The following is a 25,496-nucleotide window of genomic DNA, read 5'->3' on the forward strand; positions in this document are numbered from 1 at the left end:
CCCCCCGGGCAGCGGTCACACCAGCGCCGGGCGGGGCGGCGGCGCGTCCTGAGCGGGCCCGCCCAGGGCGCCCTGGACATGCGACGTGCGCTCGGCAGGCGGGCAGGCGGGCGACGTACTCTGAGCGCCGGCTCGCCAGTAGAATTCGACCATCATGACTGCGATGACGGGCTCACCGCGCCAGCGGCTGCGGGACACGATCGTGGACGCCGCCCGCGCGCGGACCATCGCCGCCGGATGGGACGCGGTCCGGATGGGCGGAGTGGCCGCCACGGCCGGGGTGAGCCGGCAGACCGTCTACAACGAGTTCGGCAGCAAGGCCGGGCTGGCCGAGGCGCTCGCCCGGGCCGAGGTCGACCGATTCGTCGGCGACGTGCGCGACGCGCTGCTTGCCCACGGCTCCGACGTGCGCGCCGGCGCGTACGCGGCCATCGCGCACACACTCGCCACGGCGGCGGACAACCCGCTGGTCAAGGCGATCCTGACCAGCGCGCGGGGCGGGTCGGACGAGCTGCTGCCGTACCTCACCACCCGCGCCGAGGTGGTCCTCACGGAGGCGTCCGGCGCGCTGATCGACTGGGCCGGCGACCACCTGCCCGGAGCGGACCAGGCCGCGCTGACCTTCGCCGCCGACACGATCGTCCGGCTGGTGGTCAGCCACATCGTGCTCCCCCGCGAACCGATCGAGCAGACCGCCACGGCACTGGCCAACCTGGCAGTCCACCTGTTCAGCGCCGCCACCCGCCCAACCCCCTGACCCCCTGACCCCCGAACCCCCGCACCCCCGAACCCCCGCACCAACGCGCCCCGCACCACGCGCCCCACGCCCCGCACCACGCGCCCCACGCCCCGCACCACGCGCCCCACGCCCGCACCACGCGCCCCACGCCCCGCACCACGCGCCCCACGCCCGCACCACGCGCCCCACGCCCCGCACCACGCGCCCCACGCCCGCACCACGCGCCCCACGCCCCGCACCACGCGCCCCACGCCCGCACCACGCGCCCCACGCCCCGCACCACGCGCCCCACGCCCGCACCACGCGCCCCACGCCCCGCACCACGCGCCCCACGCCCGCACCACGCGCCCCGCGCCAAGATCCACGCAACTTCCCGGATGTTGATGTATCGGGCACCCGGGAGGCAGCAACATCCCCGATGTTGCGCGGATCTTCCTGATTGCCCCGCCATTGATCTCGGCGCACGCCAAGATCGTGCTCGATCCTGGATGTAGTGGTATCTCCTCACCGCCGAGGCCACTACATCCAGGATCGAGCGCGCTCTTGCGCCGCATACGACGCGGATCGGCACGACGCACGGCCGGCACGACGCACGGCCGGCACGACGCGGCGCAGCACCGCCGGGGCGCAGCACCTGTGCGAGTCAGCGGATGACTCGGCCGCGCAGGATCGTGCGGGACGGGGCACGGACGACGCGTAGGTCGTGGCGGGGGTCCTCGGGGTAGACGGTCAGGTCGGCGAGGCCACCCTCGACCAGGCCGGGGAAGCCGAGCCACTCCCGGGCACCCCAGGAGGCGGCGGCGAGCACGTCGATCGGTGCCAGGCCGGCGCGCTCGTGCAGGAGCAGCATCTCCTCGGCGGCCAGCCCGTGGTCGATGCCCCCGCCGGCGTCGGTGCCCACGTAGATCGGCACGCCCGCCTCGTACGCGGCGCGTACCACCTCGGGGAACCCGTCGCGCAGCGCGAGCATGTGCTCGGCGTACCCGGGGAACTTGGTGCGCGCCTGCTCGGCGATACCCCCGAAGGTGGCAATGTTGATCATGGTGGGGACCAGCGCGGTGCCCTGCCGGGCCATCTCGTCGATCAGGTCGAGGCTCAGGCCGGTGCCGTGCTCCACCGAGTCCACCCCGGCGCGCACCATGATCTCGACGGCCGACTCGGAGAAGGTGTGCACGGCGGCGCGTACCCCGGCGTCGTGCGCGGCCCGCACGGCGGCGGTGAGGGTGTCGGCGTCCCAGGCCGGCGCGAGGTCGCCCACGCCCCGGTCGATCCAGTCGCCGACCAGCTTGACCCAGCCGTTGCCGGCCCGCGCCTGCGCGGCCACCGTGGCGGCCACCTCCGCCGCGCCGACCTCGACACCGATGTCGCGCAGGTAGCGCTTCGGGGGCGCGACGTGCCGACCCGCGCGGGCCAGGCGCGGCAGGTCCGGTTCGTCGTCCAACTCGGGGTACGGGTACGGCGAGCCGGCGTCACGGATCGCCAGCACACCGGCGTCCCTGTCGACGTGGGCCAGCTCGCGGGCCTGGTCGAGGGAGGTGATCGGGGCACCGCCGCGGGCGATGCCGATGTGGCAGTGCGCGTCGACGAGCCCCGGCAGGACGAACCCGCCGTCCACGACGGTCTCCGCGCCGGGCACCGGGGTGAAGGTCACCCGGTCGCCGACCAGCCAGAGGTCCCGGACCTCGTCGTCGGGGAGCAGCACGCCGCGCACATGAAGAGCCATGCGCACAGTCCTACCCGATCACTCCTCGTCGGGGGCGAGCAGGTCGTTCTTCCGGGAGGTCAGGGCCGGCAGGTCCACGGAGACCTTCCACGGCCGCTCGGTGACGAACAGGTCCTCGGTGTGGGCGACCTGCTCGTACTCGCGGTTGGCGCCGAAGGTGCACTCGGTGCGCGTGACGCGTTCCTGCAGCGGGTCCATTACCCAGTAGGACCGGACACCGGCGACGTCACCCTAAGAGGCGGCACCGGCCCGCCGTCACCGACACGCGTCAGCGCGGGCCCTTGTCGCCGCCCTTGCCGAGCTTGTTGAAGTCGATCTTCGGGAGCTTGAAGCCGGGCGGAAGGCCCTGGCCGCCGCCGGCGAGATCGTTCGGGTCCATTCCCGGCGGGAGCTGCGGCATGCCGCCCGGGAAACCGCCCGGGAGCCCGGCGCCAGCGCCCGTACGCGGACGACCGCCGCCCTTGGTGCCCTTGCGCTTGTTCTTGGGCGACTTGGTCGCCTTGCGCCGGCCACCGCCGGGCAGGCCCATCATGCCGCCCATCTGCTTCATCATCTTCTGCGCGTCGGCGAAGCGGTTGAGCAGTTGGTTGACGTCCATCACGGTGACCCCGGAGCCGTTGGCGATGCGCGCCCGGCGGGAACCGTTGATGATCTTCGGGTTGCTGCGCTCGCCAGGGGTCATCGACCTGATGATCGCGGTGACCCGGTCGAAGTGGCTGTCGTCCAGCTCGGCGAGCTGGTCCTTCATCTGCCCCATGCCCGGCATCATGGCCAGCACGTTGGCGATCGGGCCCATCCGCCGCACCGCGATGAGCTGGTCGAGGAAGTCGTCGAGCGTGAACTGCTCGCCGCCCATCAGCTTGGCGGTCATCTTCTCCTTCTGATCCGAGTCGAAGGCCTGCTCGGCCTGCTCGATCAGAGTGAGGACGTCGCCCATGCCGAGGATCCGGCTGGCCATCCGGTCGGGGTGGAAGACGTCGAAGTCCTCCAGCTTCTCGCCCGTGGACGCGAACAGGATCGGCTGCCCGGTCACCTCGCGCACCGACAGCGCGGCGCCACCACGGGCGTCGCCGTCGAGCTTGGAGAGCACCACGCCTGTGATGCCGACGCCGTCGCGGAACGCCTCGGCGGTGCGGACGGCGTCCTGACCGACCATCGCGTCGATGACGAAGATGACCTCGTCCGGCGAGACTGCGTCGCGGATGTCGGCGGCCTGCTGCATCATCTCGGCGTCGATGCCGAGGCGGCCGGCGGTGTCGACGATGACGATGTCGCGGGCGGCGCGCTTCGCGTGCTCGATCGAGGCGCGGGCCACCTGCACCGGGTCACCGGTGCCGTTGCCGGGCTCCGGGGCGTACACCTCGACGCCGGCCCGGCCACCGAGCACCTGGAGCTGCCCGACGGCGTTGGGGCGCTGGAGGTCGGCGGCGACCAGCAGCGGCTGGTGCCCCTGGCCCTTGAGCCAGCGGGCCAGCTTGCCGGCCAGGGTGGTCTTACCGGAACCCTGGAGGCCGGCCAGCATGATCACGGTCGGCGGCTGCTTGGCGAACTGGAGCCGTCGCCCCTCGCCGCCGAGCACGTTGATCAGCTCTTCGTTGACGATCTTGATGATCTGCTGGGCCGGGTTGAGCGCCTGGGAGACCTCGGAGCTGCGAGCCCGCTCCTTGACGGCCGCGATGAAGCCCTTGACCACCGGCAGCGCGACGTCCGCCTCCAGCAGCGCGAGGCGGATCTCGCGCGCGGTGGCGTCGATGTCGGCGTCGGTGAGCCGCCCCTTGCCGCGGAGCTTGGTGAAGATCCCGGACAGGCGGTCACTCAAGGTGTCAAACACGCGAACATCCCGTTTGTCAGTGTTCCGGCGGGCACAACGCGGCCGGCACTGCGGAGTCCGGCCACCGCTAGGGTAACCGCCCCGCCGCAGGGCCGCTCTCGCCCGGCCCGGCCCGCTTCCCGGGCCTCACCCCAGGACCAGACCCGACTGGTACGCGAAGACGACGAGCTGGGCCCGGTCCCGGGCTCCCAGCTTGCCCATCGCCCGGCTGACGTGGGTCCGCGCGGTCGCCGGGCTGAGCACCAACCGGGCGGCGATCTCCTCGTTGTTCAGCCCCTCACCGACCAGACCGACGACCTGACGCTCCCGATCGGTGAGGGCGCCCAACCGCGGGTGCGGCCGGGGTGCCCGTGACGGCCTGGTGGCGAACTCCCGCACCACCCGCCGGGTCACCGACGGCGACAGCAGCGCCTCCCCCTCGGCGACCAGCCGGATGGCGCGCAGCAGCTCCGGCGGCCTGGTGTCCTTGGTGAGGAACCCGCTCGCACCGTGCCGCAGCGCGTCGAAGACGTACTCGTCCAGCTCGAAGGTGGTGAGCACCACCACCCGCGTGCCGGTCAGGTCGGGATCGGCGACGATCCGGCGGGTCGCCTCGATCCCGTCGATTCCGGGCATCCGGATGTCCATCAGCACCACGTCCGGCCGGACCTCGCGGGCCAGCTCCACGGCCCGCAGCCCGTCGGCCGCCTCACCGGCGAGCGCCAGGTCGTCCTCGCTCTCCACAAGCGCGCGCAGCCCGAGGCGGACCAGGTCCTGGTCGTCGGCGATCAGCACCCGGATCACGCCTGCGGCTCCACGGGCAGCCGGGCCCAGACGCGGAACCCGCCGTCCGGGCGCGGTCCGATCGTCAGCCGCCCGCCCAGCGCGGCCACCCGCTCCCGCATACCGGCCAGGCCGTGCCCGCCGGTCTCCTCGTCGGCCGCGTCGAACGACCCGGCGGGGACCCCGACGCCCCGGTCGGTGACCTCGACTGTCACCTCGTCGACCCGGTAGCCGACGGTCACCTCCGCGCGAGCCACCCCGGCGTGCCGCAACACGTTGGTGAGCGCCTCCTGCACCACCCGGTACGCGGCCAGGTCCACCGCCGTCGGCAACTCCCGCGGCTCGCCGTCGCGGCGCAGGTCGACGGCGAGACCGGCGCCGGCCAGCCGTTCGCACAGCGCCGGGAGTCGGGCCAGTCCCGGGACCGGTTCGCGCTCCGCGCCCCGACGTACCGCGCCCAACGTGACCCGGAGCTCGTCGAGCGCCTCCCGGCTGGTGCGACCGATCGCGGTCAGCGCGACCTCCGCCTGCTCCGGCCGTTTCGGCAGCAGATGCAGGGCGATCTCCGCCTGCATGCTGATCGCGGCCAACCCGTGCCCCACCACGTCGTGCACCTCCTGAGCGATGCGCAGCCGCTCCTCGTCGGCCTGCCGCCGGGCCTGCGCGACACGATCACGTGCCTGCTCGGCGCGGCTGCGGGCGGCGGCCTCGCGGTTGACCCGCACCACCACACCCGCAGCGAAGGGTACGACCGCCCAGGCCGACGCGGGGAGCACTCCGGTCCAGCCCGGCGCCGGGCCCCGGGACCAGAAGACGTGCGCCAGCAGCACCACGAACGCGCCGACGGTGGCGAGCGCCGCCGGGCGCACCGGCAGCCGCAGGGCCACGGTGAACACCGCGAGCAGGAAGGTGAGCAGAATCGGCCCGTACGGGTAGCCGAGCACCAGGTACGTAGTGGTGGCCACGGTGACCACGGCGAGGACGGCGACCGGGGCACGCCGCCGACCGACGAGCGCCAGCGCGGCGACGGCAATCAGCACCCGGCAGACGGCGTCCACCGGGCTCGACCCGGGCTGGTTGGCCCCCGCGAGCCCGGTGGCGAGCTGCCCGAACCCGAGCAGCGCCAGGGCGAGCACGGCGTCAGCCAGCGCATCCGGCCACACCCGCCGCCCGTTCCATCGCATGGCCGTCATTCTGCCCGCGTGGACGCCCCGTGACGTGCGTCCACGAGCGGTACCGCCCCTACGCCCCAGGGCGTACCCGCTGCCCGCCGCCGGCCCGCGCCCGCCGCCGGCCCGCGCGGCGCTACCCGCCCCGGTCGGCGACGACGGTGTCGCGGGTGCGAGCGGCGGCCCAGACACGCGGTGCCGTGCGCGAGGAATGACCGCACGGGCTGCCGCACGAGGGCATGGCCGAGCCGCGAGGACAGGGGCGGATCCCCACGGACAGCGGCGAGGGGACGAGCGGGTCGCCCCGCAGCGAGCACCGCGCCCTGGTCACGGCACACGGCACACCGCGCACCGCGCACCGCGCACCGCCCACCGCCCACCGCGCACCGCGCACTGCAGCGGGCGGAGCTGACCTGGGTCAGACGGCGGCGAGGACGGCGGCCTCCAGGCGTTCCCGGGTGGCGTCGTCCGGCCAGCCACCCACCAGGTAGAAGGCGTCGACCACGTCGGCGCCGAGGGTGGAGATGCGCGCCGCGCGGACCAGGGCACCCGCCTCGTCGAGCGCGCAGGCGACCCGGTAGAGCAGCCCGGCGGCGTCGGCCGCGCGGAGTTCGAGAAGCACGGCGTCGGTGGCGGCCTCGCGGTGCCAGACGACCCGGGGGGCGGCGCCGCTGCCCCGGGCGGCGAGCGCGCGACCGCGTAGCCGCTGGGTGACGGACACGTCGCCGGCGACCGCGCGACGGAGGTCGGCGCGCAGCGGGACCGGATCGGCCGGCAGGCCGTAGCGGGGTTGCACGCGGCACTCGACCAGGGCCCGGCCGTCGACCACCGAGGCGTCCGCGGAGAGCACTTCCAGGCGGTGCAGGGCCAGGCAGCCGGCCACCGTGGCGAGCAGGCCCCGCCGGTCGGCGGCGGCCACCGCCACCCGGTCCCCGGTGAGGTGGACGACAGGCAACGGCCCGGCCAGCAGCGCCGGATCCGGAGCGGGTGGCTCGGGCAGCACGCCGGTGTCCAGGGCGGTACGGACGCGGGCTACCAGTTCGGCGACCAGCCGGCCCTTCCAGTCCGACCAGGCGGCCGGCCCGGTGGCTGCGGCGTCCGCGCGGACGAGCGCGTGCAGCAGGTCGAGGGTGCCGGTGTCCCCCACCGCCTCGGCGACCGACGCGATGGTGACCGGGTCGGCGAGGTCCCGGCGGGTGGCCACGTCGGGCAGGAGCAGGTGCAGCCGGACCAGCGTGCCGATCAGCTCGACCTCCGGGGCGGGCAGCCCGACCCGGGTGGCCACCGTCTCGGCGAGCGGCACCCCGACGGTGCTGTGGTCACCGGGCAGGCCCTTGCCGATGTCGTGCAGCAGAGCGCCGAGCAGCAGCAGGTCGGGGCGGTCCACCTCGCGGGTGTGCCGGCTGGCCTCGTGGGCGGCCTGCACCAGATGCCGGTCCAGGGTGTAGCGGTGCACCGGGTTGTGCTGGGGCAGGCTGCGCAGCCTGGTCCACTCGGGCAGCCAGCCGTCCACCAGCCCGTACCTGTCGCAGGTCTCCCAGGCCGGCACCAGGCCGGGACCGGCGCCCAGCAGCGTGGTCAGCGCGGCCCGGGCCTCGGCCGGCCAGGGCGCGGGCAGCGGGGGGCAGTACGCCGCCAGCCACTCGCAGGTGGCCCGCGCGATCGGCAGCCGGGTCGTGGCCGCCGCGGCGGCCACCCGCAGCGACAGGCTCGGGTCGGGGCGCGCGCCGATCGCCGTCCGGGCCAGCACCAGCTCCCCGTCGTGCTCGACCACGTCCCGGGCCACGGGCCGGCGCACGGGAGCACCGTTCCCGCCCCGGGAGCGGCCCGAGCGCAGCCGGTCGGCGGCGCGGAAGGCGTCGTCGAGGGCGTGGCTGACCGTGCGCGCGTCCCCGGCCACCCGACGGAGGAGGGCGTCGCCGTCCTCCACGCCGAGCAGCGCGGCGACACCCGCGCGTTCCTGGGCGACAAGCCGGTCGACCCGGCGACCGACCTGCTGGTGCAGGGCGTCGCGGGTGTCCAGCAGGCGCAGGTGGGCGGCGCGGACGGCGGGGCGCAGCGCGTCGGTGATCCCGGCTGCGGAGATCGCGCGCAGCAGTCCCACGTCGCGCAGCCCGCCGGCGGCCTCCTTCAGGTCACCTTCGAGGAGGAAGGCCAGCTCGCCGTGCGCCTGCCAGCGGGCGACGGTGACCTCCCGCAGGCCCGGCAGTTGGCGGACGGCGGTACGCCGCCAGTGATCGGCGGCGGTGCGGATCAGGGCGTCGGCGAGTCCCTGGTCGCCGACCACCAGGCGGGCGTCGAGCAGTCCGAGTGCGACCTTGACGTCGTCCTGGGCCACCGACAGAGCCTCGGAGACGGTCCGCACCGAGTGGTCCAGGCGCAGGCCGGCGTCCCAGATCGGATACCAGACCGAGGCCGCCAGGTCGTCCGTGCCGGGCACCCCGGCGTGCAGCAGTACCAGGTCGAGGTCGCCGTAGGGGGCGCACTGCCGCCGCCCCAACCCCCCGACGGCCATCAGCGCGACCCCGTCGCGTGCCGGCAGCAACCCGCGCAGAAAATCGTCGTACGCGGCCGCCCGCGCCCGCCGGGCGGCCTCCCCGATCCCCCCGGGTACGCCGACGACCTCGTTGATCAAGAAGTTCGCGTCGCCGTCACCGGCGTGCCCTGACGCGTCCTTCTTGATCAACGAGGTCATGTCGTCGTGGCCCGGATCAGAGGGCGTCGAGGCCGCGCTCGCCGGTACGCACCCGGACGACCTCCTCGACACCTGTGACCCACACCTTGCCGTCGCCGATCTTGCCCGTACGGGCGGCGCCGACGATGGCGTCCACGATCTTTTCCACGTCGATCTCGTCGGTGAGCACCTCGACCCGGATCTTGGGCAGGAACTCGACCGTGTACTCGGCACCCCGGTAGACCTCGGTGTGCCCCTTCTGCCGTCCGTACCCCTGGACCTCGCTGACGGTCAGCCCGGCGACGCCCAGGGCGTGCAGAGCCTCCTTCACCGCGTCCAGCTGGTACGGCTTGATGACCGCGGTCACCAGCTTCATGTCCAACCCCTCCATCCCAGGAACGTTAACCGGCGACCTTGGCGCTGACCGGCTCGGTGGACTCGGCCTCCGGCGTGGCACCGCTCGGCGTGCCGCCACCGGGGGTGCCGATGCCGGCCATCGCGAACGCGCCGCCCGTGCCGCCGCCGGCCGGGGACAGGTCGTAGCTGCTCTCGGCGTGCTCGGCGATGTCGATGCCCTCGACCTCGGCCTCACCCTTGACGCGGAAGCCGATCGTCTTCTCGATGACGAAGGCGAGCACCCAGGCGATGCCGAACGACCAGGCGGTGACGATCAGGCCGGCGAGGGCCTGCCGACCGAGCTGGGTCGCGCCGCCGCCGTAGAACAGGCCGTCGGAGGCGCCCACCACGTCGCTGATCGCGGCGTTGACCGAGTTGGTGGCGAACAGGCCCAGCCAGAGCGAGCCGATCCAGCCGCCGACGAAGTGCACGCCGACCACGTCGAGGGAGTCGTCGTAGCCGAACCGGTACTTGAGGCTTACCGCGAGCGCGCACACGACCCCGGCGACGATGCCGAGCAGCACGGACGCCCACGGGGCGATGAAACCACAGGCCGGGGTGATGGCGACCAGGCCGGCGATGGCACCGGACGAGGCGCCCACCATCGTCGGCTTGCGGTCCTTGACCCACTCGACCGCGATCCAGCCGAGCACCGCGGCCGCGGTGGCGAGCTGGGTGTTGATGAAGGCGAGGCCGGCGACCGAGTCGACGGTCAGCTCCGAACCGGCGTTGAACCCGAACCACCCGAACCACAGCAGACCGGCGCCGAGCGCGACGAGCGGGATGTTGTGCGGCTTCATGCCCTCGCGGGGCCAGCCGAGCCGCTTGCCGAGCACCAGCGCCACGGCCAGGGCCGCCGCACCGGCGTTGATGTGCACCGCGGTGCCGCCGGCGAAGTCCAGCGCGTGGAGGTCGGCGCCGATGAAGCCGCCGCCCCACACCCAGTGGGCGACAGGGAAGTAGACCAGGGTGGCCCAGCCGAACGCGAACAGCAGCCAGCCGGCGATCTTGGCCCGGTCGGCGATGGCGCCGCTGATCAGCGCGACGGTGATCACGGCGAAGACCATCTGGAAGGCCATGAACACGTAGAGCGGGATGCCGATGCCGCTGGGGTTTTCCGTCGTGGCGCCCCACAGGTCGGACTCGGCGAGGAACGTCTTGGTACCGAGGTACGTGCTCGGGTCACCGATGATGCCGCTCTGATCGGTGCCGAAGGCAACGCTGAAGCCGTAGAACCACCACAGAACAGAGATGAGCCCGATGGCCGTGAAGCTCATCATCATCATGTTGAGTACGCCCTTGGCCCGGTTGAGGCCGCCGTAGAACAGCGCCAGTCCGGGGGTCATGAGCAGCACGAGCGCGGTCGAAACCAGCAGCCACGTGGTATTGGCGCCGTCGATCGTCGGTGCTTCAGGCACGCTGGCCTCCTAAAGGTGAAGTCCTCCTTCGCGGCTTTCCGGGGCAGCGTCGCCCGTAGGCCGGTTGCGCGGAAGCTTCGCGGCCGGCTGTTTCACCAAGGGTCCCGTGCGGGTTTCCGTCTCGTGACCAGTTGTTTCGGACGTGTCACGAACTCCGCACAGTCAGCAGCATGGACGATTGTGGATCGACCGGACGGCGAACCTCGATGGCTGACCGGCCAGCGGCATCGACCGGTGCGCTTGACGAGCCCGACCGAGCATCGACCGGACGGCGCTCAGCGGAGGGCGTTCTCCAGCGCGTGCCGCTCGTAGTCGAGCAGCCGCAGATCACGCATCGGCCGCCGCAGGTGCCCCTTGTGCACGATCCGGACGAACGCCGGCTCACCGGCGGCGGCCATCCGGCGGATGCCCTCGACGTGGTCCACGATCCGCTTGCGGATGGTGCGGATCAGCCGGTGCCGGTCCCGCGGGATCAACCCGTACGCGTCGGCGAAGAGCCGTAGCCGGCGCGGCCGGTCCGGGTGCTTCCAGCCAAGCGTGATCGAGTCCCGGTCCGCGAAGATCGGCACCCACGTCCACGCGGCGTACGCCACGTCGTAGATCCGGGCGCCGGGCGAGGCGAGGTCGAAGTCGATCAGCCCGAGCGTGCCGTCGGGCCGCCAGATCACGTTGTGCGGCGCGGCGTCGTGGTGGCAGATCACCTCGGTGTCCGGCGGCGGAGGCCCGAACGAGCGCCAGACGGCGTTCGGCGGCGGGGCGAACCCGTACTGCGCGTCGTGGAACATCCGCAGCATGGTGGCGACGGTCACCAGCGCCTCGTCGGTCACCCAGTGCGGGGCGAGCGGGTACTCCCCGCACTCCCCCTCCAGGTACGACAGCACCTCCCGGTTGCGTTCGTCCATCCCGAGCGCCCGGGGTGCGCCGGTGAACCCGACGTACTCCAGGTGGCGCAGCAGGGCGTGCACGGACGGGGTCCACGGCCCGGCGTTGCGACGGACCGTGTCACCGACCCGGACCACGGTGCTCACGTTGCCGCCGTGCAGCGGGATCTCCTGCGAAGTCACGTACGGTCTCCCGAGGCGCTGCGAGGGGTGGCCGGGGTCGCGCCAGCCCGCGTACGCGCGATCGTCAGTGGTCACCCGAGACTACGCGTCCCGTCCGGCGGGTTCGGTGCCCAGCAGCGCGTCGACGAACTGCGCCGGGTCGAACGGAGCGAGATCGTCCTTGCCCTCACCGAGGCCGACGAGCTTCACCGGGATGCCGAGCTTGCGCTGCACGGCGATCACGATGCCGCCCTTCGCGGTGCCGTCGAGCTTGGTCAGTACCACGCCTGTCACGTTGACGACCTCGGTGAACACCCGGGCCTGCTCCAGACCGTTCTGACCGGTCGTGGCGTCGAGGATGAGCAGCGTCTCGTCGATGGGGCCCTGCTTCTCCACCACGCGCTTGACCTTGCCCAGCTCGTCCATGAGGCCGACCTTGTTCTGCAGGCGGCCTGCGGTGTCGATGAGCACGGTGTCCACGCCCGTGTCGACGCCACGGCGGACCGCGTCGAACGCGACGCTTGCCGGGTCGGCCGCCTCCGGGCCGCGGACGGTCTCCGCGCCGACCCGCTCGCCCCAGGTCTGCAACTGGTCCGCGGCGGCGGCCCGGAAGGTGTCGGCGGCCCCGAGCAGCACGGTCCGGCCGTCGGCGACAAGCACCCGGGCGATCTTGCCGCAGGTGGTGGTCTTGCCGGCGCCGTTGACGCCGACGACGAGCACCACCGCGGGCACGCCGTCCTTCGGGGCGGTCCGCAGCGAACGGTCCATGCCGGGGTCGAGGGCGTTGACCAGCTCGGCGGCGAGCAGCGCGCGCAGCTCACCTGCCGAGCGGGTGCCCAGCACCCGGGTCCGCTCGCGCAGCCGGTCGACGATGTCGCGGGTCGCCTCGACGCCGACGTCGGCGGTGATCAGGCTGTCCTCGATCTCCTCCCAGACGTCCTCGTCGAGGTGGTCGCGGGCGAGCAGGCCGAGCAGACCCTTGCCGAAGACGTTCTGCGACCGCGACAGCCGCGAGCGGAGCCGGACCAGGCGGCCGGCGGTCGGCTCGGGCACCTCCACGGTCGGGGCGGGCGCCTCGATGACAGGTGGCGGCTCGACCAGGACACCTGTGGACAGATCGGACTCCGGTGCCTCGACCGGCGGGCCGGCGAGATCCTCCTCGGCCCGGGTGTCGACCTCGGTGCGCGGAAGCGGGGGCTCGGGCCGCCGCCGCAGGCGCGGCACGACCAGCCCGACTGTGCCGGCGATCAGCACACCGAGCAGGACCAGAGCGAGGACGAGATATTCGGCCATGCCGGAATCCTGTCAGATGCCGGCGACGGCGTCCCAGCCACCGCACCCGGCCGGTCTCACGAACCGGCGGTAGGCTCGCCGCATGCCCGCCGCACACCTCTTGATCGGCCCACTTCTGCGGCGAGTGGTCGACACCCGGGCGACGATCTGGGTGGAGACCGCCGCGCCCGCCGTGGTCACCGTCCGCACCGCCCACGGCGCCACCGGCACCGCACCCACCTTCTCGGCGTACGAGCACCACTACGCCCTCGTCGTGGTGGAGGGGCTCACCCCGGACAGCGCGACGACCTACGAGGTGCTTGTCGACGACGAGGTGGTCTGGCCGGTCCGGAGCAGCGGCTTTCCGCCGAGCGTGATCCGCACCCGGGCGGCCGACGACCTGGACCAGCCGGTCAGCCTGATCTTCGGCTCCTGTCGGGAGACCACCCAGCACGCCACCACCCGCAAGCTGCCGCCGGACGCGCTTGACGCGTACGCCCGTCGGTTGATGGCCGACCCCGAGTCGAACGCGCTGCCCGACCTGCTGGTGCTGCTCGGTGACCAGGTCTACGCCGACGTCACCTCGCCGACCGTGCGGCGGCTGCTGCGTCGGCGTCGGCGGCGTCCCAAGGGCGCGCCGGCCGACCAGGTGGTGAGCTTCGACGAGTACACCAAGCTCTATCTGGAGTCGTGGCGCGATCCGGAGATCCGTTGGCTGCTCTCGACCGTGCCGAGCGTGATGATCTTCGACGATCACGAGATCATCGACGACTGGAACACCTCGGCGGCGTGGCGTGCCGAGATGCGTGAGCAGCCGTGGTGGGCCGAACGGATCGGCAGCGGGCTTGCCTCGTACTGGGTCTACCAGCACCTGGGCAACCTCTCCCCGGACGAGATCGCCGCCGACCCGATCTTCGCCAAGGTCGCCGTCGCGGAGGACGCCACGAGTGTGCTGCGCGAGTTCGGGCACCGGGTCGACCAGGAGTCCGACCTGGCACACGACACCGAACGCTGGCGCGCGGTGCAGTACCAGTGGAGTTACGCGCTCGACCTGGGGCGCACCCGGCTGGTCATGCTCGACAACCGGTGCAGCCGGGTGCTGGAGGCGGGCAGCCGCGCCATGCTGCCGCCGGGCGAGTGGTCGTGGTTCCTCGACCAGGCGCACGGCGTCTACGACCACCTGGTGGTCGGCGCCTCGCTGCCCTGGCTGCTGCCCCAGGGCATCCACCACATCGAGGCGTGGAACGAGAAGCTTGCCGACTCGCGCCGGCCGTGGGTGGCCCGGGGGGCCGAGAAGCTGCGCCGGGCCCTCGACCTGGAGCACTGGGCGGCGTTCCGGCGCTCGTTCGAGGCGCTCGGGGAGACCTTCGCCCGGATCGGCACCGGCACCCCGAGACAGTCCGGCGCCCGGGTCGGCGCCGGGCCGGCGTACGCCCCACCGGCGTCGATAAGCGTGCTCTCCGGGGACGTGCACCACTCGTACGTGGCCCGGGCCCGGTTCGCCGATCCCACGGTCGTCACACCTGTGCACCAGCTCACCTGTTCGCCGATCCACAACCAGGTGCCGGCAGGCATCCGCCCGCTGATGCGGTTGGGCTGGTCGTCCGGGCCGGCGGGCGCCACCCGGGCGCTGGCCCGCTCGGCGGGTGTCCGACGCCCGGGGGTGCGCTGGCGCAAGATGGCAGGCCCCTACTTCGGCAATGCCGTCGCCACGCTGACCCACCGGGGCCGGCAGGCCGAGGTGACAATCGAGGGCACCACGAGCGACGGGCACCTACGGCCGGTGATGAGTCGCCGCCTCTCCGGCGACGACTGAACACGCCCCGCCGTACTCTCTAGCGCGTGGACGAGCACCTGCCGGAGCCGATCCGGGCCGTCGAGCACGAGCTGACCGCCTTGCTGCGCCGGGGACGGGCGGTTTCCTGGGAAATCGCCCGAGAGGTGCACCCGAACCTCGAACCGAACACGTACGGGCTGCTGCTCTGGCTGCGGCGCAGCGGATCGATCCGGTTGACCGAGCTGGCGGCGCGGCTCGGTGTGGGCAAGGGGACGCTGAGCCGGCAGATCAACGGGCTGGAGGCCCTCGGTCTGGTGCACCGCGACCCCGATCCGAGTGATCGGCGGGCGGCCCAGATCAGCCTCACCGAGGAGGGCCAGCGCCGGTTCGACGTCGCCCGGTCCGCCCGCCTGGGCGAGTTCCTCCGCGCGCTCGACGACTGGCCGTCGCGGGACGTCGAGGAGTTCGCCCGGCTGCTCGGCCGGTTCAACGATTCCTGGAGATGACCTCCGCGGGTGGGGAATGTCCCACTCGCCCGTCTGGTTGTTGCTTGAGGCAACCAAAAACGTACGGTTGCTCCAGGCAACTCTCAGGCGGGACCCACGGTGCGGCCCGCCGCCCCACCACCTCTACTCCGCTCGGAGGCAGTACACGATGAGCCAGGCGACAGCGTCTCGGGCGCCCGCCGTCGACATGACCCACCGGCAGATCCTGGAGGCCCTCTCCGGCCTGCTGCTGGGCCTGTTCGTCGCGATCCTCTCGTCCACGGTCATCTCGAACGCGCTGCCGCGGATCATCACCGAGCTGCACGGCGGCCAGTCCGCGTACACCTGGGTGGTCACCTCGGCCCTGCTCGCGACCACCGCGACCACCCCCATCTGGGGCAAGCTCGCCGACCTGACCAGCAAGAAGACCCTGGTCCAGCTCGCCCTGGCGATCTACGTGCTGGGCTCGGTGCTGGCCGGCCTCGCTCAGGGCACCAGCGAGCTGATCGCGTGCCGGGTGGTCCAGGGCGTCGGCGCCGGCGGCCTCACGGCCCTCGCCCAGGTGATCATGGCGACGATGATCGCGCCGCGCGAGCGAGGCCGCTACAGCGGCTACCTCGGCGCCGTCATGGCCGTCGGCACCATCGGCGGACCGCTGATCGGCGGCGTGATCGTCGACACCTCGTGGCTCGGCTGGCGCTGGTGCTTCTACGTCGGCGTGCCGTTCGCCATCGCCGCGCTCGTCGTGCTCCAGAAGACCCTGCACCTGCCGGTCATCAAGCGCAAGGCGCAGATCGACTGGTGGGGGGCCACGCTGATCACCGCGGCCGTCTCGGTGCTGCTGATCTGGGTCTCCCTCGCCGGCGACCAGTTCGCCTGGGGCTCCTGGCAGACCGTCGCCATGGTCCTCGGCGCCCTGCTCCTCGGCGCGCTCGCCATCCGGGTGGAGACCCGGGCCGCCGAGCCGGTGATCCCGCCGCGGCTGTTCCGTAACCGCACGATCGCCCTCGCCGTCGTCGCCAGCATCGCGGTGGGCGTGGGCCTGTTCGGCGCGTCGATCTTCCTCGGCCAGTACTTCCAGATCAGCCGGGGCGAGTCCCCGACCATGGCCGGCCTGATGACCCTGCCGATGATCCTCGGCCTGCTGGTCGCCTCGACTGTCGGTGGACGGATCATCACGAGGACCGGCCGCTGGAAGCGGTTCCTGGTGCTCGGCTCGGCGCTGCTCACCGTCGGCTTCGCCCTCATGGGCACACTGCGCGCGGACACCAGCTTCACCCTGCTCAGCGTCTACATGGCGCTGATCGGCGTCGGCCTGGGCCTGACCATGCAGAACCTCGTCCTCGCCGTGCAGAACACCGTCGGCCCGCACGAACTGGGCGCCGCCAGCTCGGTGGTGGCGTTCTTCCGCAGTCTGGGCGGCGCGATCGGCGTCTCCGCCCTCGGCGCGGTGCTCGCCCACAAGGTCAAGGACTACACCGCCGACGGGCTGGCCCAGCTCGGCATCCCGGCATCCAGCTCGGGCAGCGGCGGCACCCTGCCCGACGTGCACACCCTGCCCGGTCCGCTGCGGATGGTGGTGGAGAGCGCGTACGGCCACGGCGCCGGTGACATCTTCCTGGCCGCCGCCCCCTTCGCGCTGATCGCGCTGATCGCGGTGAGCTTCATCAAGGAGGTGCCGCTGCGGCAGCACAGCGGCAACCCGGTTTCCGATGCGGGCGACGGGGAATCGAACCTCGTCTCCGGTGTGGTCCGGACCGGCGAGCAGAGGTGAGGTAGAGCCATGAGCGTGGGAGCGCCGGACCGCGAGGAGTACGGCCCTCGGATCAACCCGCTGCCCTTCGAACGGGGCACGGACGGTCCGCGGGTGGTCATGGCGGGCGTGGACGGCACCCGTACCTCCGCGCGGGCCGGCGCCTACGCCGCCGGGCTGGCCCGCCGGCAGGGCGCCACCCTTGTGGTGGTCTTCGTCGGCTCGTCGAGCGGGATCACCGCCCTCGTGCCCGGCATGGACGCCGGCGCGGTCCAGCGCACCCACGACGAGTTGGCCGACGAGCTGCGCCGGGAGTGCAGGCGTGCGGCCGAGCAGTTGGGCATTCCGGTGACCTTCCTGTGCCGCCGCGGCGACGCGTACGCCGAGCTGTGCGCGGCGGCCGACGAGTTCCAGGCCGACATGGTGGTGGTGGGCGCGTCCGAGCAGGCCGGTCACCGGCTGGTCGGCTCGGTCGCCACCCGGCTGGTCCGCAAGGGTCACTGGCCCGTCGTCGTGGTGCCCTGAAATCCGCTCGCGACTGTCGTACCCGAGCCGCAGGATGGCCCGATGACGACATGGCGAGCACCGGAGATCGACCGCACTCAGGAGCCCTTGGTCGCTGACGAGCGCACCATGCTGGAGGGCTGGCTCGACTACCACCGCGACACCCTGCTGCACAAGTGCGCCGGCCTGACCGCCGAGCAGTTGCGCTCGGCGAGCGTCGAGCCGTCCGGCCTGAGCCTGCTCGGACTGGTCCTGCACATGACAGATGTCGAGCGGTCCTGGTTCCGCACGCGTTTCGCCGGCCAGGACCTGCCCGACCTCTACGACTACGACACGGACAACGACGCCGACTTCCACGCCGCGGCCGGCGCCGACGCGGAGGCCGCCTTCGCCACCTTCCGAGCCGAGGTCGACGCGGCCCGCGCGGTGACCGAGGGACGGTCCCTGGACGAGACGTTCACGCTGCCCCGCAGGGACGGCACCCCCACCTTCAGCCTGCGCTGGGTGTACGTGCACATGATCGAGGAGTACGCCCGGCACAACGGCCACGCCGACCTGATCCGGGAGCGCATCGACGGCGTCACCGGCGACTGAGCGACCTCAGTAGGTGAGCGCCGCCCGCAGGTAGCGCAGGTCGGCGTGGCCGCCCCAGCGGTGCGCCGACAGCCCGGCGGACCGGGCGCCCCGTACGGCCCAGTCCTCGTCGTCGACGAAGAGCACCCGGGCCGGCGGGGTGGCCAGCGCCTGGCAGGCGGCCTGGAAGTACTCCGGCGTCGGCTTGTGCACCCCGAGCGTGGAGGAGTTGACCACCACGTCCAGCTCGCCGACCAGGCCGAGCGCGGCCAGGTCGGTGTCGAGCAGGTCGGTGGCGTTGGTGCCCAGCCCGACCCGGACGCCGGCCGCGCGGACCTCCCGGACGAACGCCAGCACCTCCTGGTCGACCTCTCCCCGGTAGCTCTGCCACTGCTCCACCGCGGCACGGGCCCGTTGCGGGCTGCCCACCGACTCGCTCAGGGCGTCCGCGACGCTGCTCATCCACTCGGCGTGGCTGACCTGACCGGTGAGCACCGGCTGGAGCCGCCCCCACTGCATGGCGATCTCGCCGAGCACCCCCTCGGAGAGGCCGTACTCCCGCTCGACAACGGCGGCCACCGTCGGGTCCCACCGGCGCAGCACGCCGTCGAAGTCCAGCAGGAGCGCCGTCGCGCGTTCCCGAGCCACTACCCGTTCTCCTCGCCGCGGCGGTGCCGCCTGTCGTCCTCGTCGGCCCGGTTGAGCCGTTGGCTGATCACCTGGGTGACCCCGCTGCGCATGGTCACCCCGTAGAGCGCGTCGGCGATCTCCATCGTCCGCTTCTGGTGCGTGATGACGATCAGCTGACTCTTCTCCCGCAACTGTGCCAGCAACGTGATCAGCCGGCCCAGGTTCACGTCGTCCAGGGCCGCCTCCACCTCGTCCATGATGTAGAACGGGCTCGGCCGGGCACGGAAGATCGCCACCAGCATGGCCACCGCGGTCAGCGACCGCTCGCCGCCGGAGAGCAGCGACAGCCGCTTGATCTTCTTACCCGGCGGGCGGGCCTCGACCTCGACGCCTGTGGTGAGCAGGTCCTCGGGGTCGGTGAGGATCAGCCGGCCCTCACCGCCGGGGAAGAGCACGGTGAACACCTGCTCGAACTCCCGGGCCGTGTCCTCGAACGCGCTGGCGAAGACCTCCAGGATCCGCTCGTCCACGTCCTTGACCACGGTGAGCAGGTCCCGCCGGGTCGCCTTGAGGTCCTCCAACTGCTCGGAGAGGAACTTGAAGCGCTCCTCCAGCGCGGCGAACTCCTCGAGCGCGAGCGGGTTGACCTTGCCGAGCAGGGCCAGTTCGCGTTCCGCCTTGGCGGCCCGCTTCTCCTGCACCGGCCGCTCGTAGCGGACCGGCTCGGGCACCGGCAGCCCGTCGCGCTCGGCCGCCGCCACGTCCGCCTGTGTCGGCGGAACGGGCTGGGTGGGGCCGTACTCGGCGACAAGCGTCTCCACGTCCAACCCGAAGTCCTCGGCGGCCTTCGCCTCCAACTGCTCGATCCGCAGGCGCTGCTCCGCGCGGGCCACCTCGTCGCGGTGCACCTGGCTGGTCAGCCGCTCCAGCTCCGCGCCGAGCCGCTTGGCCGCTCCGCGTACCTCCTGCAGCTCTGCCTCGCGGGCGGCGCGCTCCCGCGCGACGGCGTCGCGGTGCTCCTCGGCCGCGGCGATCGACGTGGTGAGTCGGGTGAGCGCCTCCCGGGCGCCGCCGGCGACGGCCCTGGCGATGCCCGCGCCACGGGTGCGCGCGGCCCGCCGGGCCGCGGCGCGTTCCCGGGCGGCCCGCTCCGCGGTGGCCTGCCGGGCCAGCGAGTCGGCCCGACCGGCGATCGAGGAGACCCGCTCCTCGGCGGTACGCACGGCGAGCCGGACCTCCATCTCGTTCTGCCGGGCCTGCGGCACCATCGCGGCGAGCTGGTCGCGCTCCTCGGTGGAGGGCTCGGCGTCGATCGGGGTGTCCTCGGCCAGCCGCAGTCGCTCCTCCAGCTCGTCGAGCGTGGCGAGGTCCCGCTGCCGGGCCGCCTCGGCACGGGCCCGCGACTCACCCAGCCGGTCCGTCTCGGCCCTCGCCGAGCGGGCAGCCGCGCCCAGCTCGGCGAGCCGGCGGGCGGCGGCGTTGCGGTGGCTCTCCGCCTCCCGCTTCTCGGCCGCGGCGTGCTGCACGGTCTCCTTCGCGGCGGCCACCTCGGCACGCGCCTCGACGAGCTGGTCGCGCAGCTCCGCGCCTGAGCGTTCCGCGGCGAGCCGGTTGGTACGGGCCTCCTCGACGGCCGCCTGCACCTCGATGTAGCTGGGGGCCTTGGCCGACCCGCCGGCCGCCGCGTACGCCCCGATCACGTCCCCGTCCGGGGTGACGGCCCGCAGCTCGGGATTGCCGGCGACCAGGTCGGCCGCCGCGGTGAGATCGTCGACGAGCGCCACGTCGCGCAGCGCCCGGTGCACCGCCGGACGAATGTCGGGCGTGCACTCGACCAGGTCGGGGGCCCAGCGGGCGCCGTCGGGCAGTTTCGGGCGCAGCGCGTCGGCCGAGCCGGTCATGCCCGGTCCCGCCGGGCTGCCGACCAACAGACCGGCCCGGCCGGCGTCGGAGATCTTCAGCAGCCGCATCGCCTCGACGGCCTCGTCGACCCCGCTGACGGCGACCGCGTCGGCGAGCCCGCCGAGCGCGGCGGCAAGCGCGGCCTCGTGCCCCGGGGCGACGGTGAGCAGCCCGGCCAGACTGCCGAGCAGGCCGGGTACGTCGCCGGCGCGGGCGAGCAGCGCTCCCGCGCCGTCCTTGCGCCGCAGCCCCAGGGCGAGCGCCTCCTCGCGGGCCTTCCAGGTGGCGGCGTCCTTCTCGGCGGCCCGCTCGGCGTCGGCAAGCGACCGGACGGTTGCCTGCGCCCGCTCCTGGACGGCGACCGCCTCGGCGTGCCGGGCGTCCAGGTCGGCGTTGTCCCGGTCCGCCTCGGTGGACTGCGCGGCCACCGCGTCCAGGTCGGCCTGCGCCTGCTCGGCGCGGCCCAACGCGTCGGCGTGCGCGACGGCGAGGCGCTCGATCTCCTCGCCGGCGCTCGTGGTCCGGGCGCGGGCCGAGTTGACCTGGCCGGTGAGCCGGGCCATGCCCTCACGCCTGTCGGCGATGGCCTTCGCGGCGGCGACCAGCCCCCGCTCGGCGGCGGCGAGCTGCCGTTCCAGCTCCTGGCGGTGCTCGACCGCCTCGGCGAGCCGGATCTGGTCGTCGGTGAGCGCCGCGCGCAGTTCCTCCTCCTGCTCGCGGACCCGCTCGGCCTCGGCCTCCAGTTGGTCGGGGTCGCGACCGGGCCGCTCGTCGTCGCCGGTGGCGCTGAGGTGCCGCAGTCGCTCCCGGGCGAGCTGCTCGATCGAGCGGAAGCGTTCCTGGAGTGCGGACAACCTGTACCAGGTGTCCTGGGCGGCCGCGAGCAGCGGAGCGTCCTCGGCGAGGGCGCCCTCCAACTCGCCGAGCCGCCCCTGCACCTCGGTGTGCTCGCCCTCGATCTGCTCACGCCGCTCCCGCAGCGCGGTCTCGTCGGCGATCTCCCGATCGAGGGTGGTCCGCAGGGTGGCCAGGTCGTCGGCGAGCAGTCGCAACCGGGCGTCGCGCAGGTTGGCCTGGATCGCGGCGGCGCGGCGGGCCACCTCCGCCTGCCGGCCCAGCGGCTTGAGCTGGCGGCGCAGCTCGGCCGTGAGGTCGGTGAGCCGGTTGAGGTTCACCTGCATGGCGTCGAGCTTCCGCAGCGCCTTTTCTTTGCGCTTGCGGTGCTTGAGGACGCCTGCCGCCTCCTCGATGAACGAGCGGCGGTCCTCCGGCTTGGCGTGCAGCATGCCGTCGAGCCGGCCCTGGCCGACGATGATGTGCATCTCCCGGCCGATGCCGGAGTCGGACAGCAGCTCCTGGATGTCGAGCAGGCGGCAGGAGTTGCCGTTGATCTCGTACTCGCTCTCGCCGGAGCGGAACATCCGGCGGGTGATGGAGACCTCGGTGTACTCGATGGGCAGCGCGCCGTCGGTGTTGTCGATGGTGAGGGTGACCTCGGCCCGGCCCAGCGGCGCACGGCCGGCGGTGCCGGCAAAGATGACGTCCTCCATCTTGCCGCCGCGCAGCGCCTTGGCGCCCTGCTCGCCGAGGACCCAGGCGATGGCGTCGACGACGTTGGACTTGCCGGAGCCGTTCGGGCCCACCACGCAGGTGATCCCGGGCTCCAGCTTCAACGTCGTGGCGGAGGCGAAGGATTTGAAGCCCTTCACCGTCAGGCTCTTGAGATACACCTACTCGATCCTCGTCCGGTGGCCGCCGTACCGTCGCCGGCTGCGGGGACCTGGGTGAACCCGCAGACTAACCCGCTGGCGGGACCGACCCGGCACGCGACCCGCCCCGGGGCCGTGTCGACGGCGAGCACGGGCCGAGCGCGCGGTGGTGGCGGCGACGACGAGAAAGACAAACTCCGTTCATGATCGGCGCGCCGGTCGGGGCGTTTCGGCGAAACCGTGGGTGCGGTTATCGCGGGGCCGGTCACAAGATCAGAAATGGTCGGGCGCGAAAGGCGCCGGACAGCGTTGCGCGCCGGCACAGAGGTGTCGGCGCGCATTTTTGCGGTGGTGCTGCGATTCAGTTTTCCGACCTGAAGATCAGGTCAGCGCCGGCTCGGCGAGACGGAGCAGGTCGTCCGCTTCCGCCGCAGCCGCCGCGAGCCGATCATTGTCGGCACGCAGACGCGTGATCTCGAACTCCAGTGCCTGAACCCTGGCACGCAGTCGGGTGACCTCGTCGAGCAGACGCCGGTCGGGCGCTGCACCTACGTGGCCGTAGAGGGCCTTCGCCATGCTGACTCCTTGATATGCGCTGCCGGAAAGGCCGGCCAAACGCGCGCCCAATTTTGTACGCGGCTGTCATTCCAGCTGTATCTGGGCATGACCGGGCGCGACTGGCGACACCTATATATTGAGCCGCAAACCCCTCCTTCGTCAAGTTCTCGCAGGCCGTAGATCATCTCTACGTCGACCTGTCCACTTGTCGGGGGGCTGCCGCAAGGCACGGACACTCTCTGTCCGGACACCTTTACTGTACGCCCGGATTCGGGGAAGTCAGCGCCTTGACGTCCGACTTCCTCTTAACTCTTCCTTAGCCACGTTGCCGCAGGTCGCGGGCGAGTCGTAGCGTCACCCCGGCCCGCAACCGACCCCGTGGAGGCAGAGGCGTGTACGGCTGGACCGACCCGATGGACCCGAACGGCGCCCAACGGCGCGCCGAGCGGCCGACCGACGAGCCGGACTGGCTGCGCGACCGCCCGGAGCCCCGCTCGGCCTACCTCTTCGGGGACGACCCCGACCAGCCTGGCGACGAGTGGCACCGCGCCGAGCCCACCGCCCGCTGGCAGCCCGCGTCCCCGGCCGCCCCGGTCGAGGCGCCTGATAGCGCCTGGCCGAGCCACGAACGGAGTGACGAGGCGACAGGCGGCTGGCGCGACGACACCCCGCGCACCGAGGCCGCGCAGACCACCGGCGGCTGGACCACCGAGGCCGCGCAGGCTACCGGCGGCTGGCGTACCGAGGCCGACGCGCAGGCCACCGGTGACCGGAGCGGCGGCGGTCGGCCCGGCGAGGGGCGGCACCGCTCGCCCCGGCGCTGGCGTCGCCCCGTGATGATCGGTGGCGCCGCCGCGGCAGCCACCCTCGTGGTGAGCGTCGGCGTCGGCGCGCTCGCGATGCCCCGTGGCGACGGCCCGGCCGACGAACCCACAGCCGTCGACGGCACCGTCGCCGCCGCGCCCGCGGTCCCGACCGACCAGCCGGGTGGTGACACCCTGGCCGCACCCTCTCCGACCAGCTCGCCCAGCCCGGCACGGCCGAGCCCGTCGCCGAGCAGGGTGGTCAGGCCCACCCCGGCCGCGTCGCGGACCACCGCCCCGTCACGGCGCACCGCCGAGCGCAGCAAGGCCCCGAGCACCAGCAGTGGCTCCGGGGGCGTGAGCGGCACCGTCGGCACCCAGGCCCAGCAGGTGGTGGACCTGGTCAACGCCGAGCGGGCCAAGGCCGGCTGCAAGGCGCTGAGCGTCGACGACAAGCTGATGACCGCCGCCCAGGGGCACAGCCAGGACCAGGCCGACCACCAGACGATGTCGCACACCGGCAGCGACGGCAGCGACACAGGCGTCCGGTTGGACCGCGTCGGCTACGCCTGGCGCACCTACGGCGAGAACGTGGCGTGGAACCAGAAGACGCCGGCCGCCGTGATGGACGCCTGGATGAACAGCTCCGGGCACCGGGCCAACATCCTCAACTGCGCGTTCACCGAGATCGGCGTCGGCATCGCCAGCAGCAACGGGCCGTACTGGACGCAGGTCTTCGCGGCGCCGCGCTGACGGCGCGTCGTCCGCGCTCCCGCGCTCGTTGGACCCGGTGAGGTACGCCGGACCGGACGTGGGGTCGACGTGCCGGTGTGGGCGGCGACCGGCCGCCCGTGACCCGGGAGCTGCCGATGCGGATCCGGCCGCGGCGACGTGCCGCCGTACGCCCGCTGCGCCGGATCGTGTCGGCCGGCGTCGCGCTCGTCCTGGTGCTGCCGGCGTACGGGTGCCGGCGCGAACTGACCCCGCCGGGCGCCCCCACCCCGTGGCCGGCCACGCAGGCTCGCCACTGGCGGTGGCAGTGGCAACTCGACGGCCCGGTCGACACGACCGTGGACGCCGACGTCTTCCTGCTCGACCCGGTGGCCACCACTGCCGCGCAGACTGCCGAACTGCGCTCGCGTGACCGGCGGTTGATCTGCCAGGTGCCCGTCGGCTCGGTGCGCTCGACCGACCCGGACGCCAGCCGGGTGCCCGCCGTCGTGCGGGGCGCGGCCGGCCCACAGCCGGGCAGCCGGTGGCTGGACGTGCGGCTGTGGGACGCGCTGGAGCCGGTGCTGGCCGACCGGTTGCGGCTGTGCCGGGGCAAGGGGTTCGGCGCGGTGGCGCTTGCCGACGCCGACGGGTACGCCCACCGCAGCGGCTTCCCCCTCGGCTTCGACGACCAACTGCTGTTCAACCGCCGGCTGGCCCAGTTGGCCCGCGCACTTGACCTCTCCCCCGGGCTGGTCAACGACGTGCCGCAGCTCGCGGCGCTGGCACCGGACTTCGACTTCGTGGTCAACGAGGAGTGCGTCCGGCTGGACCAGTGCGCCAAGCTGCTGCCGTTCGTGGACGCGGGCAAGCCGGTCTTCCACGTCGAGTACACCGGGTCGACCGAGGACTTCTGCGTCGCGACTGTCGGCTACGGCTTCGCCTCGATCCGCAAGGAGCGGACGTTGGACGCCTGGCGGGAACCGTGCGCGCTGCCGTGACCTGCGATCGCGCCCGGGTGCCGCCACAGCGTGCCCACCACGGCACGTGCCGGGCCGCGAGTC

Annotated in this window: 21 protein-coding genes; 8 read left to right on the plus strand and 13 right to left on the minus strand. The window is 73.0% G+C overall.

Annotated features, from left to right (window positions below; genetic code table 11):
• Window positions 1-154 precede the first annotated feature (154 nt).
• Window positions 155-757: a TetR family transcriptional regulator gene (locus OOJ91_RS33345; RefSeq protein ID WP_266251401.1), complete on the plus strand. Its 603-nt coding sequence runs from the start codon at window positions 155-157 to the stop codon at window positions 755-757.
• 625 nt (window positions 758-1,382) lie between these two features.
• Here the strand turns inward: OOJ91_RS33345 and OOJ91_RS33350 are convergent.
• The 10 genes from OOJ91_RS33350 to ftsY all read right to left on the minus strand — a co-directional run bounded on the left by OOJ91_RS33350 (window position 1,383) and on the right by ftsY (window position 13,048).
• The gene (locus OOJ91_RS33350) at window positions 1,383-2,462 is read right to left on the minus strand and encodes an amidohydrolase family protein (RefSeq protein ID WP_266251403.1); all 1,080 of its coding nucleotides are present in this window, start codon (window positions 2,460-2,462) and stop codon (window positions 1,383-1,385) included.
• An 18-nt stretch (window positions 2,463-2,480) separates the two neighbouring features.
• Window positions 2,481-2,660: a hypothetical protein gene (locus tag OOJ91_RS33355; RefSeq protein WP_266251406.1), complete on the minus strand. Its 180-nt coding sequence runs from the start codon at window positions 2,658-2,660 to the stop codon at window positions 2,481-2,483.
• Between the two features lie 70 nt (window positions 2,661-2,730).
• The gene (gene ffh / locus OOJ91_RS33360) at window positions 2,731-4,293 is read right to left on the minus strand and encodes a signal recognition particle protein (protein ID WP_266251408.1); all 1,563 of its coding nucleotides are present in this window, start codon (window positions 4,291-4,293) and stop codon (window positions 2,731-2,733) included.
• 126 nt (window positions 4,294-4,419) lie between these two features.
• Window positions 4,420-5,076 (minus strand): response regulator transcription factor, encoded by a 657-nt coding sequence (locus OOJ91_RS33365; protein ID WP_266251410.1) that lies wholly within the window; start codon window positions 5,074-5,076, stop codon window positions 4,420-4,422.
• Complete coding sequence (locus OOJ91_RS33370; RefSeq protein ID WP_266251413.1) at window positions 5,073-6,239, minus strand: sensor histidine kinase; 1,167 nt, start codon at window positions 6,237-6,239, stop codon at window positions 5,073-5,075. Before OOJ91_RS33370 ends, OOJ91_RS33365 begins: the two co-directional genes overlap by 4 nt.
• Before the next feature lie 403 nt (window positions 6,240-6,642).
• Window positions 6,643-8,919 (minus strand): [protein-PII] uridylyltransferase, encoded by a 2,277-nt coding sequence (locus tag OOJ91_RS33375; protein ID WP_266251414.1) that lies wholly within the window; start codon window positions 8,917-8,919, stop codon window positions 6,643-6,645.
• A gap of 16 nt (window positions 8,920-8,935) precedes the next feature.
• Window positions 8,936-9,274, minus strand: coding sequence for a P-II family nitrogen regulator (locus tag OOJ91_RS33380; protein WP_007456507.1), 339 nt, complete (start codon window positions 9,272-9,274; stop codon window positions 8,936-8,938).
• A gap of 25 nt (window positions 9,275-9,299) precedes the next feature.
• Window positions 9,300-10,712, minus strand: coding sequence for an ammonium transporter (locus tag OOJ91_RS33385; RefSeq protein WP_266251415.1), 1,413 nt, complete (start codon window positions 10,710-10,712; stop codon window positions 9,300-9,302).
• 275 nt (window positions 10,713-10,987) lie between these two features.
• Complete coding sequence (locus OOJ91_RS33390; RefSeq protein WP_266251417.1) at window positions 10,988-11,851, minus strand: phosphotransferase; 864 nt, start codon at window positions 11,849-11,851, stop codon at window positions 10,988-10,990.
• A gap of 6 nt (window positions 11,852-11,857) precedes the next feature.
• A complete protein-coding gene (gene ftsY / locus OOJ91_RS33395) occupies window positions 11,858-13,048 on the minus strand; it encodes a signal recognition particle-docking protein FtsY (protein WP_266251418.1) in 1,191 nt (396 codons plus the stop codon).
• A gap of 82 nt (window positions 13,049-13,130) precedes the next feature.
• On the opposite strand from ftsY, the gene OOJ91_RS33400 reads away from it, so the two are divergent.
• From OOJ91_RS33400 to OOJ91_RS33420, 5 genes are all read left to right on the plus strand, one after another.
• Entirely contained in the window at window positions 13,131-14,843 is a 1,713-nt protein-coding gene (locus OOJ91_RS33400; RefSeq protein ID WP_266251419.1) for an alkaline phosphatase D family protein, read from the plus strand.
• Window positions 14,844-14,869: 26 nt separating this feature from the next.
• Complete coding sequence (locus tag OOJ91_RS33405; protein WP_007456496.1) at window positions 14,870-15,310, plus strand: MarR family winged helix-turn-helix transcriptional regulator; 441 nt, start codon at window positions 14,870-14,872, stop codon at window positions 15,308-15,310.
• A 148-nt stretch (window positions 15,311-15,458) separates the two neighbouring features.
• Window positions 15,459-17,063 carry an MDR family MFS transporter gene (locus tag OOJ91_RS33410; RefSeq protein WP_266251422.1) on the plus strand — a complete coding sequence of 535 codons (1,605 nt, stop codon included), beginning with the start codon at window positions 15,459-15,461 and terminating at the stop codon, window positions 17,061-17,063.
• Between the two features lie 9 nt (window positions 17,064-17,072).
• Window positions 17,073-17,567, plus strand: a complete 495-nt coding sequence (locus OOJ91_RS33415; RefSeq protein WP_266251424.1) for a universal stress protein — start codon at window positions 17,073-17,075, stop codon at window positions 17,565-17,567.
• Window positions 17,568-17,609: 42 nt separating this feature from the next.
• On the plus strand, window positions 17,610-18,140 hold the full coding sequence (locus tag OOJ91_RS33420; RefSeq protein WP_266251428.1) for a DinB family protein: 531 nt from the start codon (window positions 17,610-17,612) through the stop codon (window positions 18,138-18,140).
• Between the two features lie 6 nt (window positions 18,141-18,146).
• Here the strand turns inward: OOJ91_RS33420 and OOJ91_RS33425 are convergent, their stop codons facing one another.
• From OOJ91_RS33425 to OOJ91_RS33435, 3 genes are all read right to left on the minus strand, one after another.
• Complete coding sequence (locus OOJ91_RS33425; RefSeq protein ID WP_266251429.1) at window positions 18,147-18,767, minus strand: HAD family hydrolase; 621 nt, start codon at window positions 18,765-18,767, stop codon at window positions 18,147-18,149.
• On the minus strand, window positions 18,767-22,381 hold the full coding sequence (gene smc / locus OOJ91_RS33430) for a chromosome segregation protein SMC (protein WP_266251430.1): 3,615 nt from the start codon (window positions 22,379-22,381) through the stop codon (window positions 18,767-18,769). Before smc ends, OOJ91_RS33425 begins: the two co-directional genes overlap by 1 nt.
• Window positions 22,382-22,741: 360 nt before the next feature.
• Window positions 22,742-22,936, minus strand: a complete 195-nt coding sequence (locus OOJ91_RS33435; protein WP_007456482.1) for a hypothetical protein — start codon at window positions 22,934-22,936, stop codon at window positions 22,742-22,744.
• Window positions 22,937-23,310: 374 nt separating this feature from the next.
• Here OOJ91_RS33435 and OOJ91_RS33440 point away from each other — a divergent pair, with 374 nt between their 5' ends.
• Window positions 23,311-24,474: a CAP domain-containing protein gene (locus tag OOJ91_RS33440; protein WP_266251431.1), complete on the plus strand. Its 1,164-nt coding sequence runs from the start codon at window positions 23,311-23,313 to the stop codon at window positions 24,472-24,474.
• Between the two features lie 116 nt (window positions 24,475-24,590).
• Window positions 24,591-25,433: an endo alpha-1,4 polygalactosaminidase gene (locus OOJ91_RS33445; protein WP_266251432.1), complete on the plus strand. Its 843-nt coding sequence runs from the start codon at window positions 24,591-24,593 to the stop codon at window positions 25,431-25,433.
• Window positions 25,434-25,496 lie beyond the last annotated feature (63 nt).

Source organism: Micromonospora lupini, assembly GCF_026342015.1.
Taxonomy (GTDB): Bacteria; Actinomycetota; Actinomycetes; order Mycobacteriales; family Micromonosporaceae; genus Micromonospora; species Micromonospora lupini_B.